Raw genomic sequence first — 17,111 nt, forward strand, 5'->3', positions numbered from 1 at the left:
ACCTCACATGGCAGCCCGGACGGCAGGCCGGCCGGCCTGCGCACCGGGCGCCGCCGAAGAAGCCTGTCGGGCGCCGTCAAGCGCGGTACCGGCACAGCCGTCGCCGCTGTCCTCCTGGCCTCCGCCCTGCCCGCCGTCCAGCACGCGAGCGCGGCGGACCGGCCGGCCGCTCCGCCGTCCGACGCCCGATTGGCCGCGGAGGCTCCCCGGCACGGGATGACCCGCGAGCAGTTCTACTTCCTGCTGCCCGACCGGTTCGCCGACGGCACCACCGCCAACAACAAGGGCGGCCTGAGCGGCGACCGCTCGACGACCGGCTTCGACCCCACGGACAAGGGCTTCTACCAGGGCGGCGACCTCAAGGGTGTGATCAACAGACTGGACTACGTCAAGGGCCTCGGCACGACCGCGATCTGGCTGGCTCCGGTCTTCAGGAACAAGCCGGTGCAGGGCAACGGCGAGAGCGCCGGCTACCACGGCTACTGGATCACCGACTTCACCCGGGTCGATCCGCACTTCGGTAGCAACGCCGACCTCGCCGAGCTGATCCGCAAGGCCCACGCCAAGGGCATGAAGGTCTTCTTCGACGTCATCACCAACCACACCGCCGACACCATCACCAACACCGAGAAGGCCTACGCCTGCCGCGGCAAGGGCGCCTACCCCTACCTGGACACCGCGGGACGTCCCTTCGACGACAGCAAGGGCACGCACGAGGTCGACGCGAAGGGGTTCCCCTACACTCCCGAGGTCGGCGCCGCCGAACAGCACACCAAGGCCCCGGCCTGGCTCAACGATCCGACGATGTACCACAACCGTGGCGACTCCACCTTCGTCGGCGAGAGCGCCCTCTACGGAGACCACACGGGTCTGGACGACCTGTGGACCGAACGTCCCGAGGTCGTCCGTGGCATGGAACGGATCTACGAGAAATGGGTCAAGGACTTCCGCATCGACGGCTTCCGCGTCGACACCGTCCGCAACGTCGACATGGCCTTCTGGACACAGTGGGCCACAGCACTCGACGCGTACGCCGCCAAGCACGGCCGGAGGAACTTCTTCATCTTCGGCGAGACGCTGTCCTCCGATCCCTCCGTCACCTCGCCGTACGTACGGCAGGGCCGGCTCGACGCCACACTCGACTTCCCGCTCCAGGACGCCATACGCCAGTACGCCTCCCAGGGCAGGGCGGCCGACCTGCTCGGCAACGTCTTCGCGCAGGACCACCGCTACACCACCGACAAGGCCAACGCCTATGAGGAGGTGACCTTCCTCGGCAACCACGACATGGGCCGCATCGGGGGTTTCCTCCTCAAGGACAACCCCACGGCGGACGACGCCGGACTCCTCGCGCGCGACCGCTTCGCCCATGAACTGATGTTCTTCTCCCGGGGCAACCCGGTGATCTACGCCGGTGACGAGCAGGGGTTCACCGGCGCCGGGGGCGACAAGGACGCCCGGCAGACGATGTTCGCCTCGAAGGTGGCCGACTACCTCGACGACGACGAGATCGGCACCGACCGCACGGCAGCCTCGGACGCCTACGACACCTCCCACCCGCTGTACCGCGCGATCGCCGCCCTCTCCAGGCTCACCCAGCGAAACCCGGCGCTGCGCGACGGCGTCCAGACGGAACGGTTCGCCAAGGACTCCGTGTACGCGTTCTCACGTACGGACACGGCTCGGGGCGCCGACTACCTGGTGGCGTTCAACAACGCCTCCGAGGCGAAGACCGTCGAGATCCCCACCAGCTCGGCCGGACTGACCTACCGGGGCCTGTACGGCAGCACCGCCACGGTCACCAGTGGCGCGGACACGAAGGCGAGGGTCACCGTCCCGGCCCTGTCCTCCGTGGTCCTCGAGGCGACGAAACCCCTCGGCTCCCCGGCCACCAAGCCCTCCCTCACCCTGAAGGCCCCGGCCGCGGGCGCGACCGGTGACGTCGGCATCTCCGCGGACGTGACCGGCGGCGGGCTCAACCGCGTCGTCTTCACCGCCCAGGTCGGCAACGGCGCCTGGCACACGCTCGGCACCGCCGACCACGCCCCCTACACGGTCACGCAGCACCTCGCCGACACGGTGCAGCAGGGCACGCCGCTGCGCTACAAGGCCGTGGCGGTCGACATCGCGGGCCGCACCTCGCACAGCCTCGCCTCGACCACGGCGGGCCGGCCACCCGTGCCGCAGCCACCGAGCGCCGTTCACCGCGCCTACGCCGTCGTGCACTACCGGCGCACGGACGGCGACTACGACGGCTGGCGGCTCACATCCGGTGACCGGACCGCGGAGTTCACCGGGCGCGATGCCTACGGCGCCTTCGCCTGGGTCAAGCCGCAGGACGGCGCCGAGAGCCTGACCTACACCGTCGCGAAGAACGGCACCCCGGACGGCCCGCGGCGCACCGTCGACCTGGCGAAGACCGGCGAGGTGTGGATCGGGCAAGGCGACGACGGTCAGTCGGAGACGGCACCCGACGGTGTCTACCCGACGCCCGACACCACGAAGGCCGTGATCCACTACCACCGGGCCGACGGCGAGTACGACGGCTGGGGCCTGCACACCTGGACCGGCGCGAAGAATCCCACGGACTGGTCGCACCCCCTGGCGCCGGTGCAGACCGACGCCTTCGGCGTGACCTTCGAGGTGCCGCTCGCCGACGGCGCGACCTCGCTCAGCTACATCGTCCACAAGGACGACCAGAAGGACCTCACCGCCGACCGCTCCCTGGACTTCGGCACCTACGGCAAGGAGGTCTGGCTGATCGGCGGGGACACCGACTATCTCCTGCCCACGGTGGGCAGCGCCCCCGGCCTGGACCTCACCCGGTCCGAGGCGCGTTGGATCGACCGGAACACCGTCGTGTGGAAGGTGAAGGACACCGATTCCACCAGCCGGCAGCTGGTGTACGCGCCGCACGGAGGTATCACCGTCAAGGATGGCGCGTTGTCCGACGAGGGGTACTGGCTGCGGCTGCGGCCCACAGCCCTCACCGACGAGCAACAGGCCGCGCACCCGGAGCTGAAGGACTACCCCGCCTTCACCATCGACCCGCGCGACCGCGACCGGGTCCGCACCGCGCTGCTGGGCCGACAGGTCATCGCCACGCAGCGGTCGGCCGACGGTGCGCTCCTGGCGGCGACCGGTGTGCGCGTACCCGATACGGCGGAAACCAGACAGGCCCGGGGTCTGCCTGAAGAGTGATCAGAGTCTCGGCAGCAGCCGACCGCCGCACCGGCCCCGCCACGGGGTCGGTGCGGCCGTGCTCGCCGTCGTCGTAGCCACGGTCAGCCGGGGGCCGCGGCCCCTGGTGTCAACCGCGCCCCAACTGCCTTGTCCTGAAACCGAGTTATGCAGCCTCTGCCGGCCGAATGATGTCACGGAAATTTCTTGCAACCCCTTTCGCAAGAGATTGCAGGCTTGCTGCTTTCCTGTCGCGCCCGGCGGCCGTCGATTGGGACAGACGGCACCCGTTGGTCTTCCCAGGGCTTGATCCGGGCATCCACTCAAGGAGTTCACATGCGACGTGGCATATCGATGGCTGCCGCGGTCACCGTGGTTGCGCTGACCGCCTCGGCCTGCGGTGGCTCGGGCGACGACTCGTCGAGCAAGCCGAAGGATTCCAAGGACATCTCCGGGACGATCACGTACTGGGACACCTCGGACGCGGCGACCGAAGCCCCGACCTACAAGGCCCTGATCAAGCAGTTCGAGGCCAAGTACCCCAAGATCAAGGTGAATTACCAGAACGTCCCGTTCACCGACGTCGAGCAGAAGTTCAAGTCGGCCGCCAAGAGCGGCAAGGGCGCGCCCGACGTCGTGCGTACCGACGTGGGTCTGATGGCCGAGTACGCGTCGCTGGGATACATCGCCCCGCTCGACGGCACCCCGGCGTTGAAGGACGCCTCGGACTTCAGCGCCACCCCGATGAACACCGCCAAGTACAACGGCAAGACCTACGGTGTCCCGTCGGTGACCGACACGCTGGGCCTGCTGTACAACAAGAAGCTTCTCAAGAAGGCCGGCATCGCCGAGCCGCCGACCACCTGGGACGAGTTCATCGCCGACTCGAAGACCATCAAGGAGAAGACCGGGGCCTACGGCACCTACCTGAACCCCGACTCCTACTTCCTGCTCCCGCTGCTCTACAGCAACGGCGCCGACCTGGCCGACCCGTCGGCCAAGAAGATCACGATCAGCGACGGCGCCGCCGTGACGGCCCTCACCACCGCGAAGAAGATCAACGATGAGGCCTCGATGAAGGTCGACTTCGCGAACGCCTACCAGAACATGCAGACCGCCTTCAAGAGCGGCAAGGTCGCCATGCTGGTCCAGGGCCCTTGGTCGGTCGGCGACGACCTGTCCGGCACGGCGTTCAAGGGTGACGAGGGCAACCTCGGCTTCGCGCCCGTCCCGGCCGGTGCCGGCGGCAAGGCCCAGGCCCCGACCGGCGGCCACAACCTCACCGTCTACCGGGGCTCTTCGAACCTGGACGCCGGCTACCTGTTCACACAGTTCATGACGTCCACCGAGAGCCAGGTGACCATCGCCAAGGGGACCGTCACCCTGCCGACCCGCAAGTCGGCATACACCAGCGAGGTCACCGCGAACTCCAAGATCGCCGGCTTCAAGCCGATCCTGGAGAACACCGCGCGCGCTCGTGTGGCTCTGCCGCAGGTCGGTTCGCTCTTCACCCCGCTCGCCCAGAACTACGTGAAGATCCTTCAGGGCGACGAGCCGGTCAAGGCCGGTCTCGACGCCACGGCCGAGGAGTTCCAGAAGCTCCTGCCCGGCTACTCCATCGGCTGACCCGGCGCTCAGCAGTATCCGACAGGTAACCCAAGGACACGCAGCCCCGGGGAACACCTCCCCGCTGCCGCCCCGACCGGGGCTCCCCGGGGCTGCGGTACCACCCGACTTCGTCCGCGAAAGAGCCGATGAGTATGACGACCGCAGCGAGCACCGGAAAGACCGACGAGACAGCGCGCGGGGCCAGGCCCCCACGCCCCGCACGTGTGACGGCGCTCAGGCGATCACTGGAGAAGTACTGGTACGCCTGGGCCATGGTGGCACCGGTCGCCATCGTCATCACGGTGCTGGTGCTGTATCCGCTGGGATACGGCATCTACCAGTCGTTGACGAACGCGAACGAGTCGAACGTCGCCACCACCATCGGCGCCTTCCACCGCCCGGCGACCTACGACTTCGTCGGCCTCGACAACTACTGGCACGTCCTTTCGGGCGCGGACGGCGACTTCTACCCACGCCTGGTGTGGACGGTCGTGTGGACCGTGTCCTGCGTCGTGCTGCAGGTCGGCCTCGGCATGGCGCTCGCGGTGCTGCTCAACCGCAAGATGCGTCTGCGGGGCTTCTACCGGGCGATGCTGATCCTGCCGTGGGCCGTCCCGTCGTTCATCGGCGTATTCGCCTGGCGGCTGATGCTCAATTCCCAGTACGGCGTCTTCAACGACGTCATCCAGGCATTCGGACTGCCGGCGCAGAACTGGCTCGGTACCCCGCTGGCCCAGAAGGTCGCCGTCATCATGGTGAACGTCTGGATCGGCATCCCGTTCAACATGGTCGCCCTGCTCGGCGGGCTCCAGTCCATACCCAGGGAACTCTACGAGGCGGCCGAGATGGACGGCGCCTCGCCCTGGCAGCGCTTCGTCAACATCACCCTGCCCGGCCTGCGGCCGGTGTCGAACACCGTGATCCTGCTGGGCTGCATCTGGACGTTCAACATGTTCAACGTCATCTACCTGCTGCTGGGCAACAACACCACCGGCGACACCGACATCCTCGTCACCTTCGCCTTCCACAAGGCCTTCAACGGCATCTCGGACTACGCGGGAGCTTCGACCTACGGGATCATCATCCTCGCGCTCCTGCTGGCCTTCTCGACCTTCTACCGCCGCAGCACCCTCAAGTCCGAGCAGGCGTAAGGAGCCATCGTCATGACCGCAGCAACGCACGAAACCGGCACCGCCCACACCCCTGCCGCCGGCGCCGCTCGCCCCTCCCCCGCGCCGCCGCGCCCCCGCGTCCGCGGCCGGGAGGAGCGCGGCGTCCTCGCCTCCATCGGTCTGCACTGCACCTTGGTCATCGCCACCCTGATCGCCGCCTTCCCCGTGGTGTGGATCCTGTTCATCTCACTGGGGCCGGCGAACGCCTGGCAGCAGCCGAGCGAAGTGCTGAAGAGCCTCAGCCTCCACAACTACAGTGATGTGCTGTCCCACTCGGACCTGCCGAAGTGGTTCCTGAACACGGTCATCGTCGCGGGCGGCACCACCGCGCTCGGTGTCTTCCTCGCCGCGACCGCCGGCTACGCGGTCTCCCGGATGAAGTTCCCCGGCAGCAGGCAACTGATGTGGACGTTCCTGGTCACCCAGATGTTCCCCAGCATCGTGCTGATCGTCCCGCTGTACCTGTTGATGGCCCAGCTGAACCTGCTGGACAACTACCTCGGCCTGATCCTGGCCTACGCCACGACCGCCGTGCCGTTCTGCGCCTGGATGATGAAGGGGTACTTCGACACCATCCCCCAGGAGATCGACGAGGCGGGCCGGGTGGACGGTCTCACCCCGTTCGGCACCTTCTGGCGGCTGATCGTACCGCTGGCCCGGCCCGGTCTCGCGGTGACCGCCTTCTACAGCTTCCTCACCGCCTGGGGCGAGGTCGCCTACGCCACCCAGTTCATGCAGTCCGACCACTACACGCTCGCCGTCGGAATCCGCACCTTCGCGCAGGACCAGCGACCGGACTGGGCATGGACCTCCGCCACCGCGATCATCATCACCATTCCGGCGGCCCTGGTGTTCATGCTCGTGCAGCGCAGCCTGGTCTCCGGGCTGACGGCCGGCGGAACCAAGTCGTGACCGCCGCTCCTCTCCGGGCGGGAACCCCGCCCGGTCCCGTCTCCTTAGCGAGCGCCTCCGTCGTTCCCACCGCATCCCTGAGGGAATCCATGACCCAGCACGTCACCGATGCAGCCCCCATCGACGCCTCCTCAGCCGCCTTCGGGCGCCGGAAGTGGTGGCGCGACGCGGTCATCTACCAGGTCTACCCGCGCAGCTTCGCCGACGGCAACGGCGACGGCATGGGCGACCTGCCCGGCATCCGGGCCCGGCTGCCCTACCTGAAGAGTCTCGGTGTGGACGCCGTGTGGCTCTCGCCGTTCTACGCGTCCCCGCAGGCGGACGCGGGCTACGACGTCGCCGACTACCGGGCCGTCGACCCGATGTTCGGCACCCTCACGGACGCCGACGACCTGGTCCGCGACGCGCACGCGCTGGGCCTGAGGATCATCATCGACCTCGTGCCGAACCACTGCTCCGACCAGCACGAGTGGTTCAAACAGGCACTGCGGGAGGGACCCGGCTCGCCACTGCGGGAACGCTTCCACTTCCGTCCCGGCACGGGGAAGAACGGCGAGCTGCCGCCCAACGACTGGGAGTCGATCTTCGGCGGCCCGGCCTGGACCCGGGTCACGGACGGCGAGTGGTATCTGCACCTGTTCGCGCCGGAACAGCCCGACTTCAACTGGGACCACCCGGCCGTGCACGACGAGTTCCGCTCCATCCTGCGCTTCTGGCTGGACCTGGGCATCGACGGCTTCCGCATCGATGTCGCCCACGGCCTGGTCAAAGCGGCCGGCCTGCCGGACGTCGGACACGACAACCAGGTCGGACTGCTCGGCACGCGAACCGTGCCGTACTTCGACCAGGACGGCGTGCACACGATCTACCGCGGCTGGCGGCGGATCCTCGACGAGTACCAGGGCGAGAGGATCGCGGTCGCAGAGGCATGGACGCCGACCGTTGAACGCAGCGCCCGGTACATCCGGCCCGACGAACTCCACCAGGCCTTCAACTTCGCGTACCTGGGCGCTGCTTGGGATGCCGTCGAGTTGCGCGACGTCATCGACCGCTCCCTCGGCGCCGTGAACGCCGTGCACGCGCCCGCCACCTGGGTTCTGTCCAACCACGACGTGGTCCGGCACGCCACGCGCCTGTCGGACGGGGACGACTCGCGTGGTCTGCGCCGGGCCCGGGCGGCGACCCTGCTGATGCTGGCGCTGCCCGGCTCGGCATACCTCTACCAGGGAGAGGAACTCGGCCTGCCCGAGGTCGTCGACCTGCCCGACGAGGTCCGCCAGGATCCTGCCTTCTTCCGCAGCTCGGGCCAGGACGGCACCCGCGACGGCTGCCGCGTGCCGATTCCGTGGGCCGGTGATGTGCCGCCGTTCGGCTTCGGTCCCCGTGAGGGCGGGCCGAGCTGGCTGCCGCAGCCCCACGGCTGGAAGCACCTGAGCGTGGCGGCACAGGACGGCGACCCGGCCTCGACCCTCGAGTTCTACCGCAGCGCGCTCGCCGTCCGCCGCGACCACCCGGCGCTGGGCGCCGGCCGCCAGATCACCTGGCTGGACAGCCCCGGGGGCGTACTGGCCTTCCGCCGCGACACCGCCGACGGCTCCTTCGTCTGCACGGTCAACCTCACCACCGCGCCGGTCACGCTGGCCACTCCCGGCATCTTGCTGTTGGCCAGCGCTGTCGTCGAGCCGGATGCCCGTACCACGGAACTGCCCGGGGACTGCGCCGCCTGGTGGGCAGTCTGACATGCGACCGGTACAGTCCTTTCCTGTGACCATACGGCTGGCCGACATCGCTGCGCAGGCGGGAGTGAGCGAGGCCACCGTCAGCCGCGTACTCAACGGGAAGCCCACCGTCGCCGCCACCACCCGTCAGTCCGTGCTCGCCGCGCTGGACGTGCTCGGCTATGAGCGTCCACTGCGGCTGCGGCAGCGCAGCGAGGGCCTGGTGGGGCTGATCACGCCGGAGCTGGAGAACCCGATATTCCCGGCCCTGGCCCAGGTCATCGGCCAGGCGCTGACCCGTCAGGGCTACACACCGGTGCTCGCCACGCAGACCCCCGGTGGCTCCACGGAGGACGAGCTGACCGAGATGCTGGTGGACCGCGAGGTCGCGGGCATCATCTACGTCTCCGGCCTCCACGCGGACACCAGTGCCGATATGGAGCGTTACGAGCGCCTGCGTATCCAGGGAGTGCCGTTCGTCCTGGTCGACGGCTTCTCCCCGAAGGTGCAGGCGCCGTTCATCTCGCCGGACGACCGGGCGGCGATGATGCTCGCGGTGACGCACCTGGTGTCCTTGGGGCACACCCGGATCGGACTGGCGCTCGGGCCGAAGCGGTTCGTGCCGGTGCAGCGCAAGATGGAGGGCTTCGTGCGCGCGATGCAGGACCAGGTGGGCCTGCCTTCGGACGTCATCGAATCCCAGCTGATCCAGCACTCCCTCTACACCCTCGAGGGCGGTCAGGCCGCCGCGGCGGCGCTCATCGGGCGGGAGTGCACGGCGATCGTGTGTGCCAGCGACATGATGGCGCTCGGTGCGATACGGGCGGCCCGGCAGCGCGGCCTGGAAGTCCCGCAGGGCTTCTCCGTCGTGGGCTTCGACGACTCTCCGCTGATCGCCTTCACCGACCCGCCGCTGACGACGATCCGCAAACCGGTGCCGGCCATGGGCCAGGCCGCGGTGCGCACCCTGCTGGAGGAGATCGGCGGGACACCGGCGCCGCACAGCGAGTTCGTGTTCATGCCGGAGTTGGTGGTACGCGGCTCCACGGCATCGGCCCCCAGGAACGGCAAGCGGCCCTAGGGATCGTCCGTGGGCGGGCGGGACACCGTCTCACCGGTGGTGGCCGCCGTCCGCCTCCTGGACGACGGCCAGGGACTGCCGCTTCCTGAACTTCGCCTGCGGCCGGACGGGGATGGTGCTCCCCGCCCGGTGCGCTGCTCGACGCGGGTGTGTCGTCTCCCGCTTCCGCCAGGCGCCGCTACTTCAGGTAGGGGCCGTCCGTTCCGATCTTTCCGGGTCCGTCGAGGACGTACACCCGCAGGTTGCCCGTGCCGGGCGCCGCCACGCTCAGGGAACCGTTCGAGACGGACTTGACGTCACCGGTCACGGCGTCCCGGTAGGTGCCGTTCGGGATGCCCGAGTACGTCGCCGAGTCGGTCACGGTGACGAGTGCGAAGCTGTCGGTGCCGCCGCTGGTGTAGCGACGCTTGAACGCCATGCTTCCCGAGATGCCCTCCGTGGAGTACTGGCCCATCTGGAGTGCCGGGACCGCCCGGCGGATCTGGTTCAGCCGTTGCAGATGCTTCACCAGCGGCTGGGCCAGCGTGGTGGCGACCTGGCCGCCGGCGGACGCCACCGTACCGAAGTCGGACGCCGTGACCGACCCGGCCAGGTGGTCGCCGTAGTACGCGCGTCCGGTCGTGGCGAGGGGACAGGTCGAGCCGCAGTCGATGCGCTGTCCCTTCTGGAACTCGATCTCCGAGCCGTAGTACAGCGTCGGGATGCCACGGAAGGTCCACATCAGCGACATGTTCTCGGCCCAGGCGTCGGTGCCTCCGCTGTAGCGGGTGCTCGACTTGTTGGGGCCGTAGTCGTGGCTGTCGACATAGACGACGTTGTAGGTGGCGTCGTTGACGCTGTCGTCGGAGTCCTTGCCGTTGCTGTAGGCGTTCTGCGCATCGCTGAAGTTCATGTGCATGCGCATGTCGATGATGTTCATCCCGGAGAACTTGCTGTGGTCCGGAGCGTGGTAGGTGTTGCCGTTCAGGAAGGCGTTGGTGGAGGTCGGCTGGTTGCCCGTGCCGAGGTTGTTCTCGTAGTCGTACTGCTCGATGGCCGCCTTCTCGTCGTCGGCGCTGTACTCCTTGCGTTCCTTCCACGTGTAGAACTGGGCGGAGTGGTTCACGGAGCCGCGGTTCCACTTGTCGTTGACGAAGGCCGCGACCTCGCCGAAGACGAAGAAGTTGCGTGCCGCGTAGGCGCCGAACTGCTGGGTGACGCGCTCCTGGATCGCGGGCAGAAAGCGGCGGTTCCAGGTGACCCGCGGGATGTGGACGGCCGTGTCGACGCGAAAGCCGTCCACGCCCATGTCGATGTACTTGTTGTACGCCCCGATCAGGTAGTTCTGCACCTGGGTGTTCTCCGTGTCGAAGTCGGCCAGGTCCTCGTGCAGCCAGCAGGACCGGGAGTCCTCACCCTCCCAGTTGCCGATCCAGCACTGGTGGTAGTAGGCCTTGGGGAACATGCCGGACGTGGGGCTGGGCCACTGGCAGTTGTAGACGGTGTAGCCCTCGGCACTCTTGCCGCCGGTGGGCTTGCCCCAGTTGAGGCATGTGTTGCCGGCCGGTTCGGCGGTGGACCACAGATCGCCGTTGTAGTACGACTTGCCGGACTTGGTCTCGACGGCGAGGCCGTCGTACTCGAAGCCCTCGTTCTTCTCGTCGTAGTACCAGCTCCACTCGCTGTCCCGGGTGCCGTACACGGTCGGGGTGAACAGGCCCTTGGCCCCCCAGCGTGAGCTGTGGTTGTAGACGACGTCCTGGTAGATCTTCATGCCCTTGGCGTGCGCCGCGTTGATCAGGTCCTGGTAGGAGGCACCGGTCGACTCCAGGCGGGCGTCGACCTTGTAGAAGTCGTAGCCGTGGTAGCCGTGGTAGTCGTAGTCCGAGCGGTTGAGGACGACCGGCGTGATCCAGACCGCCGAGAAGCCGAGCGCCTTGATGTAGTCGAGGCGCTCGACGAGGCCCTTGAAGTCGCCGCGGAACATCGGGTCGTTGTTCGCGGCGTTGCCGGACTTGACGTGTTGACTGCCGCCGCGGTTGTTCGACGTGTCGCCGTCGTAGAAGCGGGCGGTCATGACGAAGTAGATCGGGTCCTTGCGCGGATCGGTGCCCAGCGGGGTGCCGGCGGCAGGGGTGGCCGGCTTCTTCCCGGTGGTCGCCGTGGCCGCGGTGGAGGCGGCTGAGGCGTTACCGGCCGCGTCCAGGGCCTTCACCGTGTAGCTGTAGGCGGTGTCCTCCTCCAGGCCCGTGTCGGAGAAGACGGTGGAGGTGACGTCGACGACCGAGGTGCCGGTGCTGCCGCCGGTACGGGAGACCTGGTACTTGGTCACGCCGGTGTCGTCGGTGGCGGCGTCCCAGGACACCACGACGGAGGTGTTCGTCGCGCTCGCGCGGACGTTGGCCGGAACACTGGGCGCCTTGGTGTCGGGTTCCTCGGCGGCGCACGGGTCCTTCGCGTTCGCGGTGACGGTGTTGTTCTTCACCGTGCTCGTGCCGGACGCGATGGTGTAGTCGGCGCCGTTGTTGTTGTCCCAGACGCCGTTTCCGTTGTTGAAAGCGGCTTTCAGCGAGGTGGCGGAGCCGATGTCGACCGTCTTCTTCCACCAGCCGGTGCAGGCGGCCTCCATGCCCACGCCCGGCACGGCGGTCCAGGATCCGCCGGCGGGGGCGTAGTGCAGGTTCGCGGTGGTCCAGCCGAGGGTCTGGGTCGAGTAGTAGACGGTCGCCTCGTTGCCGGTCCCCTCGCCGGAGTCGGCGCACGGGTCGCTGTGCGCCACCACACCGTCCTTGACGGTGATGTTCCCTGTGCCCAGGGCGTAGTTCCGACCGGCGTTGTTGTCCCAGACCCCGCTTCCGTTGTTGAAGGTGGCCTGGAGCCCCGCGGCGGAGCCCAGGTCGACCGTCAGCTTCACCCAGTCCGTGCACGCGGCTTCCATGTGCGTGCCGGGCACGGTGGTCCACGAACCGCCGTCCGGGGCGTAGTGGAGGTAGTAGTCGGACCAGTTCTTGGTCTTGGTGTAGTAGAAGACGGTGGCCGAGGTGGCGGTGGCCGAGCCGGTGGCGGACACCGAGGCGGCGACCGCGGGCGCGGTGGGGGTGATGGTGATCGGCAGGACGAGTGTCCCTGCGGCGATAGCTCCGGCCACCCAGCGGTGGGCGAGGGAGCGGCGGCGTCTCATGCGCGTCTCCAGGATCCGGTGGGAAGGGTGCCATGGGGCGGGCGCCGGCGGAGGCCTTGACGCGCCTCGAGACCTCCAGCGCCCGCGTGCGGCATCGCCTCTCTGAATTTCTCAGCAGTTCGCCGGTGTCACGACGTACTCGCCGTGGGCCGGCCCGCGTAGGCGCGGATGATCGAGGCCCGCGACAGGGGGCCTCGATCTCGAGGCGTGGCCCGCGCCCACGACGGGGCGGGCAGGGACCGCCCGGCGCGCTGGGCGGAGCCGGGGCCGGGCGGTCGGTCGGGCAGTAGTGGTCAGCTGCGCCAGGTGTCGGTCAGGGTGACCAGGCCGCTGGAACCGACTGTGGCGGTGCGGTTGGCGCCGCTCTCCCAGGTGACGTTGCCGCTTGCGTCCTTGCGGATGTACTTGTACTCGAAGGACGTGCCTGCGGGCAGGGACACGTCAAGTTTCCAGACCGGGTAGCTCGCCGAGTCCAGCTTGAGAGCGTTGCCGGTGTTCCAGTTGCCGAGGGTCCAGTTGTTGCCGACGACATAGATGTTCTCGCCCCACTGAGTGGTGGCGTTGACCTGGAACGACGCTCCGGTCGCGGTGTGGCCTCCACCGCCCGAGCCGCCCCCGCAGGTCTTTGCTCCGCCATGCAGGGCCAAGGCCGTATTGGCGCCGAGGGTGGCGGTGAACTGGCCGGAGGCGTTCACGGTGACGCCCGTGCCGCTCTGCACGTCGCAGTAGTCACCCGCCGGCAACGAGGTCTGGAACGTGCGTGTCAGCGACGAGCCTTCGTGGTTGAGGGCCACATATGCCTTGTCACCGCGGCCGAAGGCGATCTGGTTGTTCCCGTTGTCCCACCAGTTGGTCACGGCGGTGCCGGCAGCCGTGTTGCGGAACCCGACCATGCTCGCGATCTCGCGCCAGGCGTGCTGGCACTTCCACCCGTCGGAGTAGCAGGCGTTCACCTGACCGTTGTTGGGACCGCCCGCGTTGGTGTCGCTGAACTCGTAGCCGGAGTGCACGTCGGGCGAGCCGTAGGGCCACGCCAGCATGAAGACGTTGGCGAGGGTGAAGTTGGCGCCGTCCTTGTAGGTGAGGGAGCCGCCGTTGCGCTCGGTGTCGTGATTGGTGACGAACACCGAGGCCTTGCTGCTGGAGACGTAGCCCCAGGCCTCGCCGAAGTTCTTGAGAGAGGCGAGCTTCTCGTTGTTGAAGACTCGCTTGAGGTCAGAGGCGTAGTGGAACTCCTGCACATCGCCGGTGCTGTAGTACTCGCCGGGCTGCACCGCCTCTCCCGAGGCCCCGATCGTCTCCTGCTTCCAGTAGACGCCGGTGTCGGTGAGTCGGGACTTGATGTTCGCGAGGTCGTCCTCGGCGATGTGCTTGGCCGCGTCGACGCGGAAGCCGTCGGCGCCGAGGGAGAGCAGGTCGTTCATGTAGCCGGCGATCGTCTTGCGAACGTACTCCTCGCCGGTGTCGAGGTCGGGCAGGCCACCCATCTCGCAGTGCTGGACATTCCAGCGGTCCGCGTAGTTGCTGATGCTCGAGGTGCAGTCGTCCAGGTCGGAGGACGAGTACGTACCGGGATAGTCGTACTTACTGAACGACGACCCGGCGGTGCCCGCGCCCGAGGCGTTCGCCATGTGGTTGATCACGGTGTCGACGACCACCTTGACGCCCGCGGCGTGGCAGGTGTCCACCATGCTCTTGAAGGCGGAGCGGTCGCCCAGCTTGGTGCCGATCTTGTAGCTGACGGGCTGGTAGGCCGTCCACCAGGAGCTTCCCTGGATGTGCTCGTTCGGCGGGGATACCTGGACGTAGCCGTACCCGTCGGGGCCCAGCTCGTCCGTGCAGGCCTTGGCGACGGAGGCGAAGTTCCACTCGAACATCACCGCGGTGACGTCCTTGGCGCCGGGCGCACTTGCCTGCGCCGGCGTCGGCGCCGTGACGGCCACAGCGGCTCCCGCCATCAAGGCGAGTGCAGCGGCCACGGTCCTTCTGGCCATGGTGTCTCCATCTATGAAGGTGGGGTGTAGGGGAGCAGCCTCACGTGACGACGCGCCATGCCGAAGAAGGCTCATGCCGCCCCTTGCAGCACGTTGGCAATTGCTGCAAGGGATTGCGGCTGAGACCGTACGGCGCTCAACAACTCCGGTCAACCCCTCGCGCACAAACGGAAGTTCAGCAGGTGAAGAGTGGAGGGCAGCTCTGCAAACCGTTTCGCAAGAAAGTCAGGCGAGAGGGGCCTGCCGACCTGTGTACGGCAGCCCGGCGATGCGATCGACACGTCGAGGGGCGCTCGACCGATGCTCCCGAGTGCCGGCCGCCACCCGCCGGCGGCTACTGACGGTGGTCGCCTCCGGGGCAGGTCGGCTTCCGCGCCGAGGACGGGTCGGTGGCCGGGTCGTTGCGAACCCTGCGCGCACCGCTGGGTCTGGACGCAGGCGGCATGCTGCGGCTGACACAACCCGGCAGCACGGCCTCAGTGGTGGGGCGGTGGCGGACGGGAAGGGCCTTCAGGCCGGGCGGGGCCCAGCTCTGCGGCGGCGTGGCCGAGCAGGGCGCGGGCAGGGCGCGGCCGACGGCGGCCGGCCGGTCAGCCGGTCCTGTCGACCAGGTCCAGGTCCAGGTCCAGGACCGCCGCCCGGTCGGCCAGGGCGTAGGGCGCAGGTTCCCGCGGAGTACGGGGCTCACGTGCACGACCATCGCGAGGTGCGCCTCGCTGCCTCCAGGAGACGCGTCGAGGCCTCAGGAAGGCGCCGGGCGGCCTCCTGAGGCGGGAACGGGCACATGTGAGGGTGCTCGTGGTGGAGCGGAATGAGGGCACCGGCCTCTTTCGAAGGGGTGGCCGCATGGCGTCCGCCCGTGGAAAGACCACAGACCCAAGACTTCGAGCCCCCGACCACCTACGACTCAGCTGCCGACGTTCGCACAGACGGCGTAGGCGTCGAACGCCGCCTGATGGTCCTCGGTGTTCTTGCCGGCCGGGCACTGCACGACGGCGCCATCGAAGTCACCCGCGGCGATGAGGTTGTTGGCATCCACCACCACCTCGTACCCGGTGAAGCCCTGACCGCCGTTCCCGCCGCCGGTGCTGGTCTGCGTGGCGGTCTGGTTGCACGTGAGGCTCTGGTTTCCCTGAACCTTGTTCTTATTGCCCTGCTGCACCGACTGGTTGCAGACGAGGGCCACGGCCGGGCTTACGTTGGGCGCGAGGCTGATGCCGTCCAGGACGGACACGAGCGGCCCCGTCCTGTGCGTTCGCCGTGCCTGCTGCGAACGTGATGGCAGCCAAGGCCGACATGACGACGGCCCCAAGCCGATGTGTGATCTTCAAGGCATTCCCCTCTGCTCAGGTCGGAGGGCAGATCCTCTGCCGCCCGATGAACGATCGGGCAAAGCCGCCTGTCACCGGGGAGAGTCCGTAACTACCCATTCGTACGCGGGTAGCAGGCCGTGCTCGCGGGTCGCCGCCCAGATCGGTCCCTCTTCGATCACACACTTTCCCTACAAGATGATCACCGGTTAGGCTCCCGTGCGCTTATCAGGGGAAGCAACGGGGGTGGGAGATGACCGACAGTGCGGTGCCCGAGAAGGGTCCGAACGCGGCGCTGCAGGCGGTGACGGCGTTCCTGGTGGTCGGCGGCGCACTGGCGGCGGTGTGGGCGACGGAGTTGTTGCCCGACGAGACCTCCGACCCCGGCCCGGCCGCCTGCGAGAAATCACGGGACGCCGTGCCTGCGCGGAAGATTTCTCCGGACCGGCTGTGTGAGGCACTGAACCGGCCGGACCTGCCGGCCTTGCTCGGCACGCCGAGCGAGCAGGTGGACAGTGCTCAGGGCAGCGTGAGCCAGTTCAAGTCCGCACTGGACGGCACCAAGACCGTGGATCCCGAGGCGGAAGTCCAGCTCAAGACGTACTCCGTGAACATCTCGGCGTCCTACGACGGACTCCCCCTCATCGAGACGGCCAGGTTCCTGGACCGCGGCGCCGAATCCCGGAAGATCCTCGGCCACCCGGCAGTGCTCTACTCGGACCACACCCTGGCCCTCACCTTCGACAACGGCAAGGCCACCGCCGGCCAGGGCGGCATCGCCCGCCACCTGCTGGTCTCCAGGGATCCGAAGGACAAGGGCGTCGCGTTCGACATCGCCGTCTGGCGCCAGGACGACGTGGCGCCCGACGACGCGGCCCTGCTTCGCGTCGCCGAGCGGGTCCTGCCGACGATCCCGGGCTGGTCCACCACCTGACGAGCCCCGACGGCACCCGTCGCCAAGGCAACCCGACCGGCC

General features: G+C 68.2%; 9 protein-coding genes and 1 pseudogene. 7 read left to right on the forward strand and 3 right to left on the reverse strand.

All coding sequences use genetic code 11. The annotated features are described in order from the left end of the window. Positions 1-63 precede the first annotated feature (63 nt). The 6 genes and pseudogenes from ACZ5CW_RS19060 to ACZ5CW_RS19085 form a co-directional block, all read left to right on the forward strand. Positions 64-3,150, forward strand: a pseudogene (locus tag ACZ5CW_RS19060) (alpha-amylase family glycosyl hydrolase); the annotation flags it as partial. Positions 3,151-3,516: 366 nt separating this feature from the next. Next, complete coding sequence (locus ACZ5CW_RS19065; RefSeq protein WP_468602708.1) at positions 3,517-4,806, forward strand: extracellular solute-binding protein; 1,290 nt, start codon at positions 3,517-3,519, stop codon at positions 4,804-4,806. A gap of 134 nt (positions 4,807-4,940) precedes the next feature. Then, positions 4,941-5,939: a carbohydrate ABC transporter permease gene (locus ACZ5CW_RS19070; protein ID WP_468602710.1), complete on the forward strand. Its 999-nt coding sequence runs from the start codon at positions 4,941-4,943 to the stop codon at positions 5,937-5,939. A 12-nt stretch (positions 5,940-5,951) separates the two neighbouring features. Further along, positions 5,952-6,872 (forward strand): sugar ABC transporter permease, encoded by a 921-nt coding sequence (locus ACZ5CW_RS19075; protein WP_468602712.1) that lies wholly within the window; start codon positions 5,952-5,954, stop codon positions 6,870-6,872. 89 nt (positions 6,873-6,961) lie between these two features. Beyond that, a complete protein-coding gene (locus ACZ5CW_RS19080) occupies positions 6,962-8,611 on the forward strand; it encodes a glycoside hydrolase family 13 protein (protein WP_468602714.1) in 1,650 nt (549 codons plus the stop codon). Positions 8,612-8,636: 25 nt separating this feature from the next. Continuing rightward, positions 8,637-9,671, forward strand: coding sequence for a LacI family DNA-binding transcriptional regulator (locus ACZ5CW_RS19085; RefSeq protein ID WP_468602716.1), 1,035 nt, complete (start codon positions 8,637-8,639; stop codon positions 9,669-9,671). A gap of 178 nt (positions 9,672-9,849) precedes the next feature. On the opposite strand, the gene ACZ5CW_RS19090 is transcribed toward ACZ5CW_RS19085, so the two are convergent. From ACZ5CW_RS19090 to ACZ5CW_RS19100, 3 genes are all read right to left on the reverse strand, one after another. Beyond that, entirely contained in the window at positions 9,850-12,831 is a 2,982-nt protein-coding gene (locus ACZ5CW_RS19090) for a carbohydrate binding domain-containing protein (protein WP_468602718.1), read from the reverse strand. A 293-nt stretch (positions 12,832-13,124) separates the two neighbouring features. Beyond that, positions 13,125-14,825 (reverse strand): carbohydrate-binding module family 20 domain-containing protein, encoded by a 1,701-nt coding sequence (locus ACZ5CW_RS19095; RefSeq protein ID WP_468602720.1) that lies wholly within the window; start codon positions 14,823-14,825, stop codon positions 13,125-13,127. 907 nt (positions 14,826-15,732) lie between these two features. Then, positions 15,733-16,059 carry a hypothetical protein gene (locus ACZ5CW_RS19100; RefSeq protein WP_468602722.1) on the reverse strand — a complete coding sequence of 109 codons (327 nt, stop codon included), beginning with the start codon at positions 16,057-16,059 and terminating at the stop codon, positions 15,733-15,735. Between the two features lie 329 nt (positions 16,060-16,388). Here ACZ5CW_RS19100 and ACZ5CW_RS19105 point away from each other — a divergent pair, with 329 nt between their 5' ends. Further along, a complete protein-coding gene (locus ACZ5CW_RS19105; RefSeq protein WP_468602724.1) occupies positions 16,389-17,069 on the forward strand; it encodes a DUF6215 domain-containing protein in 681 nt (226 codons plus the stop codon). Positions 17,070-17,111: the final 42 nt, after the last annotated feature.

It is taken from the genome of Streptomyces sp. NPDC031379 (genome assembly GCF_055569615.1).

Bases quoted from the DNA above. Each gene is read 5' to 3' on its own strand.
- ACZ5CW_RS19065 (WP_468602708.1), top strand. From the start codon at position 3,517: ATGCGACGTGGCATATCGATGGCTGCCGCGGTCACCGTGGTTGCGCTG.
- ACZ5CW_RS19070 (WP_468602710.1), top strand. From the start codon at position 4,941: ATGACGACCGCAGCGAGCACCGGAAAGACCGACGAGACAGCGCGCGGG.
- ACZ5CW_RS19075 (WP_468602712.1), top strand. From the start codon at position 5,952: ATGACCGCAGCAACGCACGAAACCGGCACCGCCCACACCCCTGCCGCC.
- ACZ5CW_RS19080 (WP_468602714.1), top strand. From the start codon at position 6,962: ATGACCCAGCACGTCACCGATGCAGCCCCCATCGACGCCTCCTCAGCC.
- ACZ5CW_RS19090 (WP_468602718.1), bottom strand. From the start codon at position 12,831: ATGAGACGCCGCCGCTCCCTCGCCCACCGCTGGGTGGCCGGAGCTATC.
- ACZ5CW_RS19095 (WP_468602720.1), bottom strand. From the start codon at position 14,825: ATGGCCAGAAGGACCGTGGCCGCTGCACTCGCCTTGATGGCGGGAGCC.
- ACZ5CW_RS19105 (WP_468602724.1), top strand. From the start codon at position 16,389: ATGACCGACAGTGCGGTGCCCGAGAAGGGTCCGAACGCGGCGCTGCAG.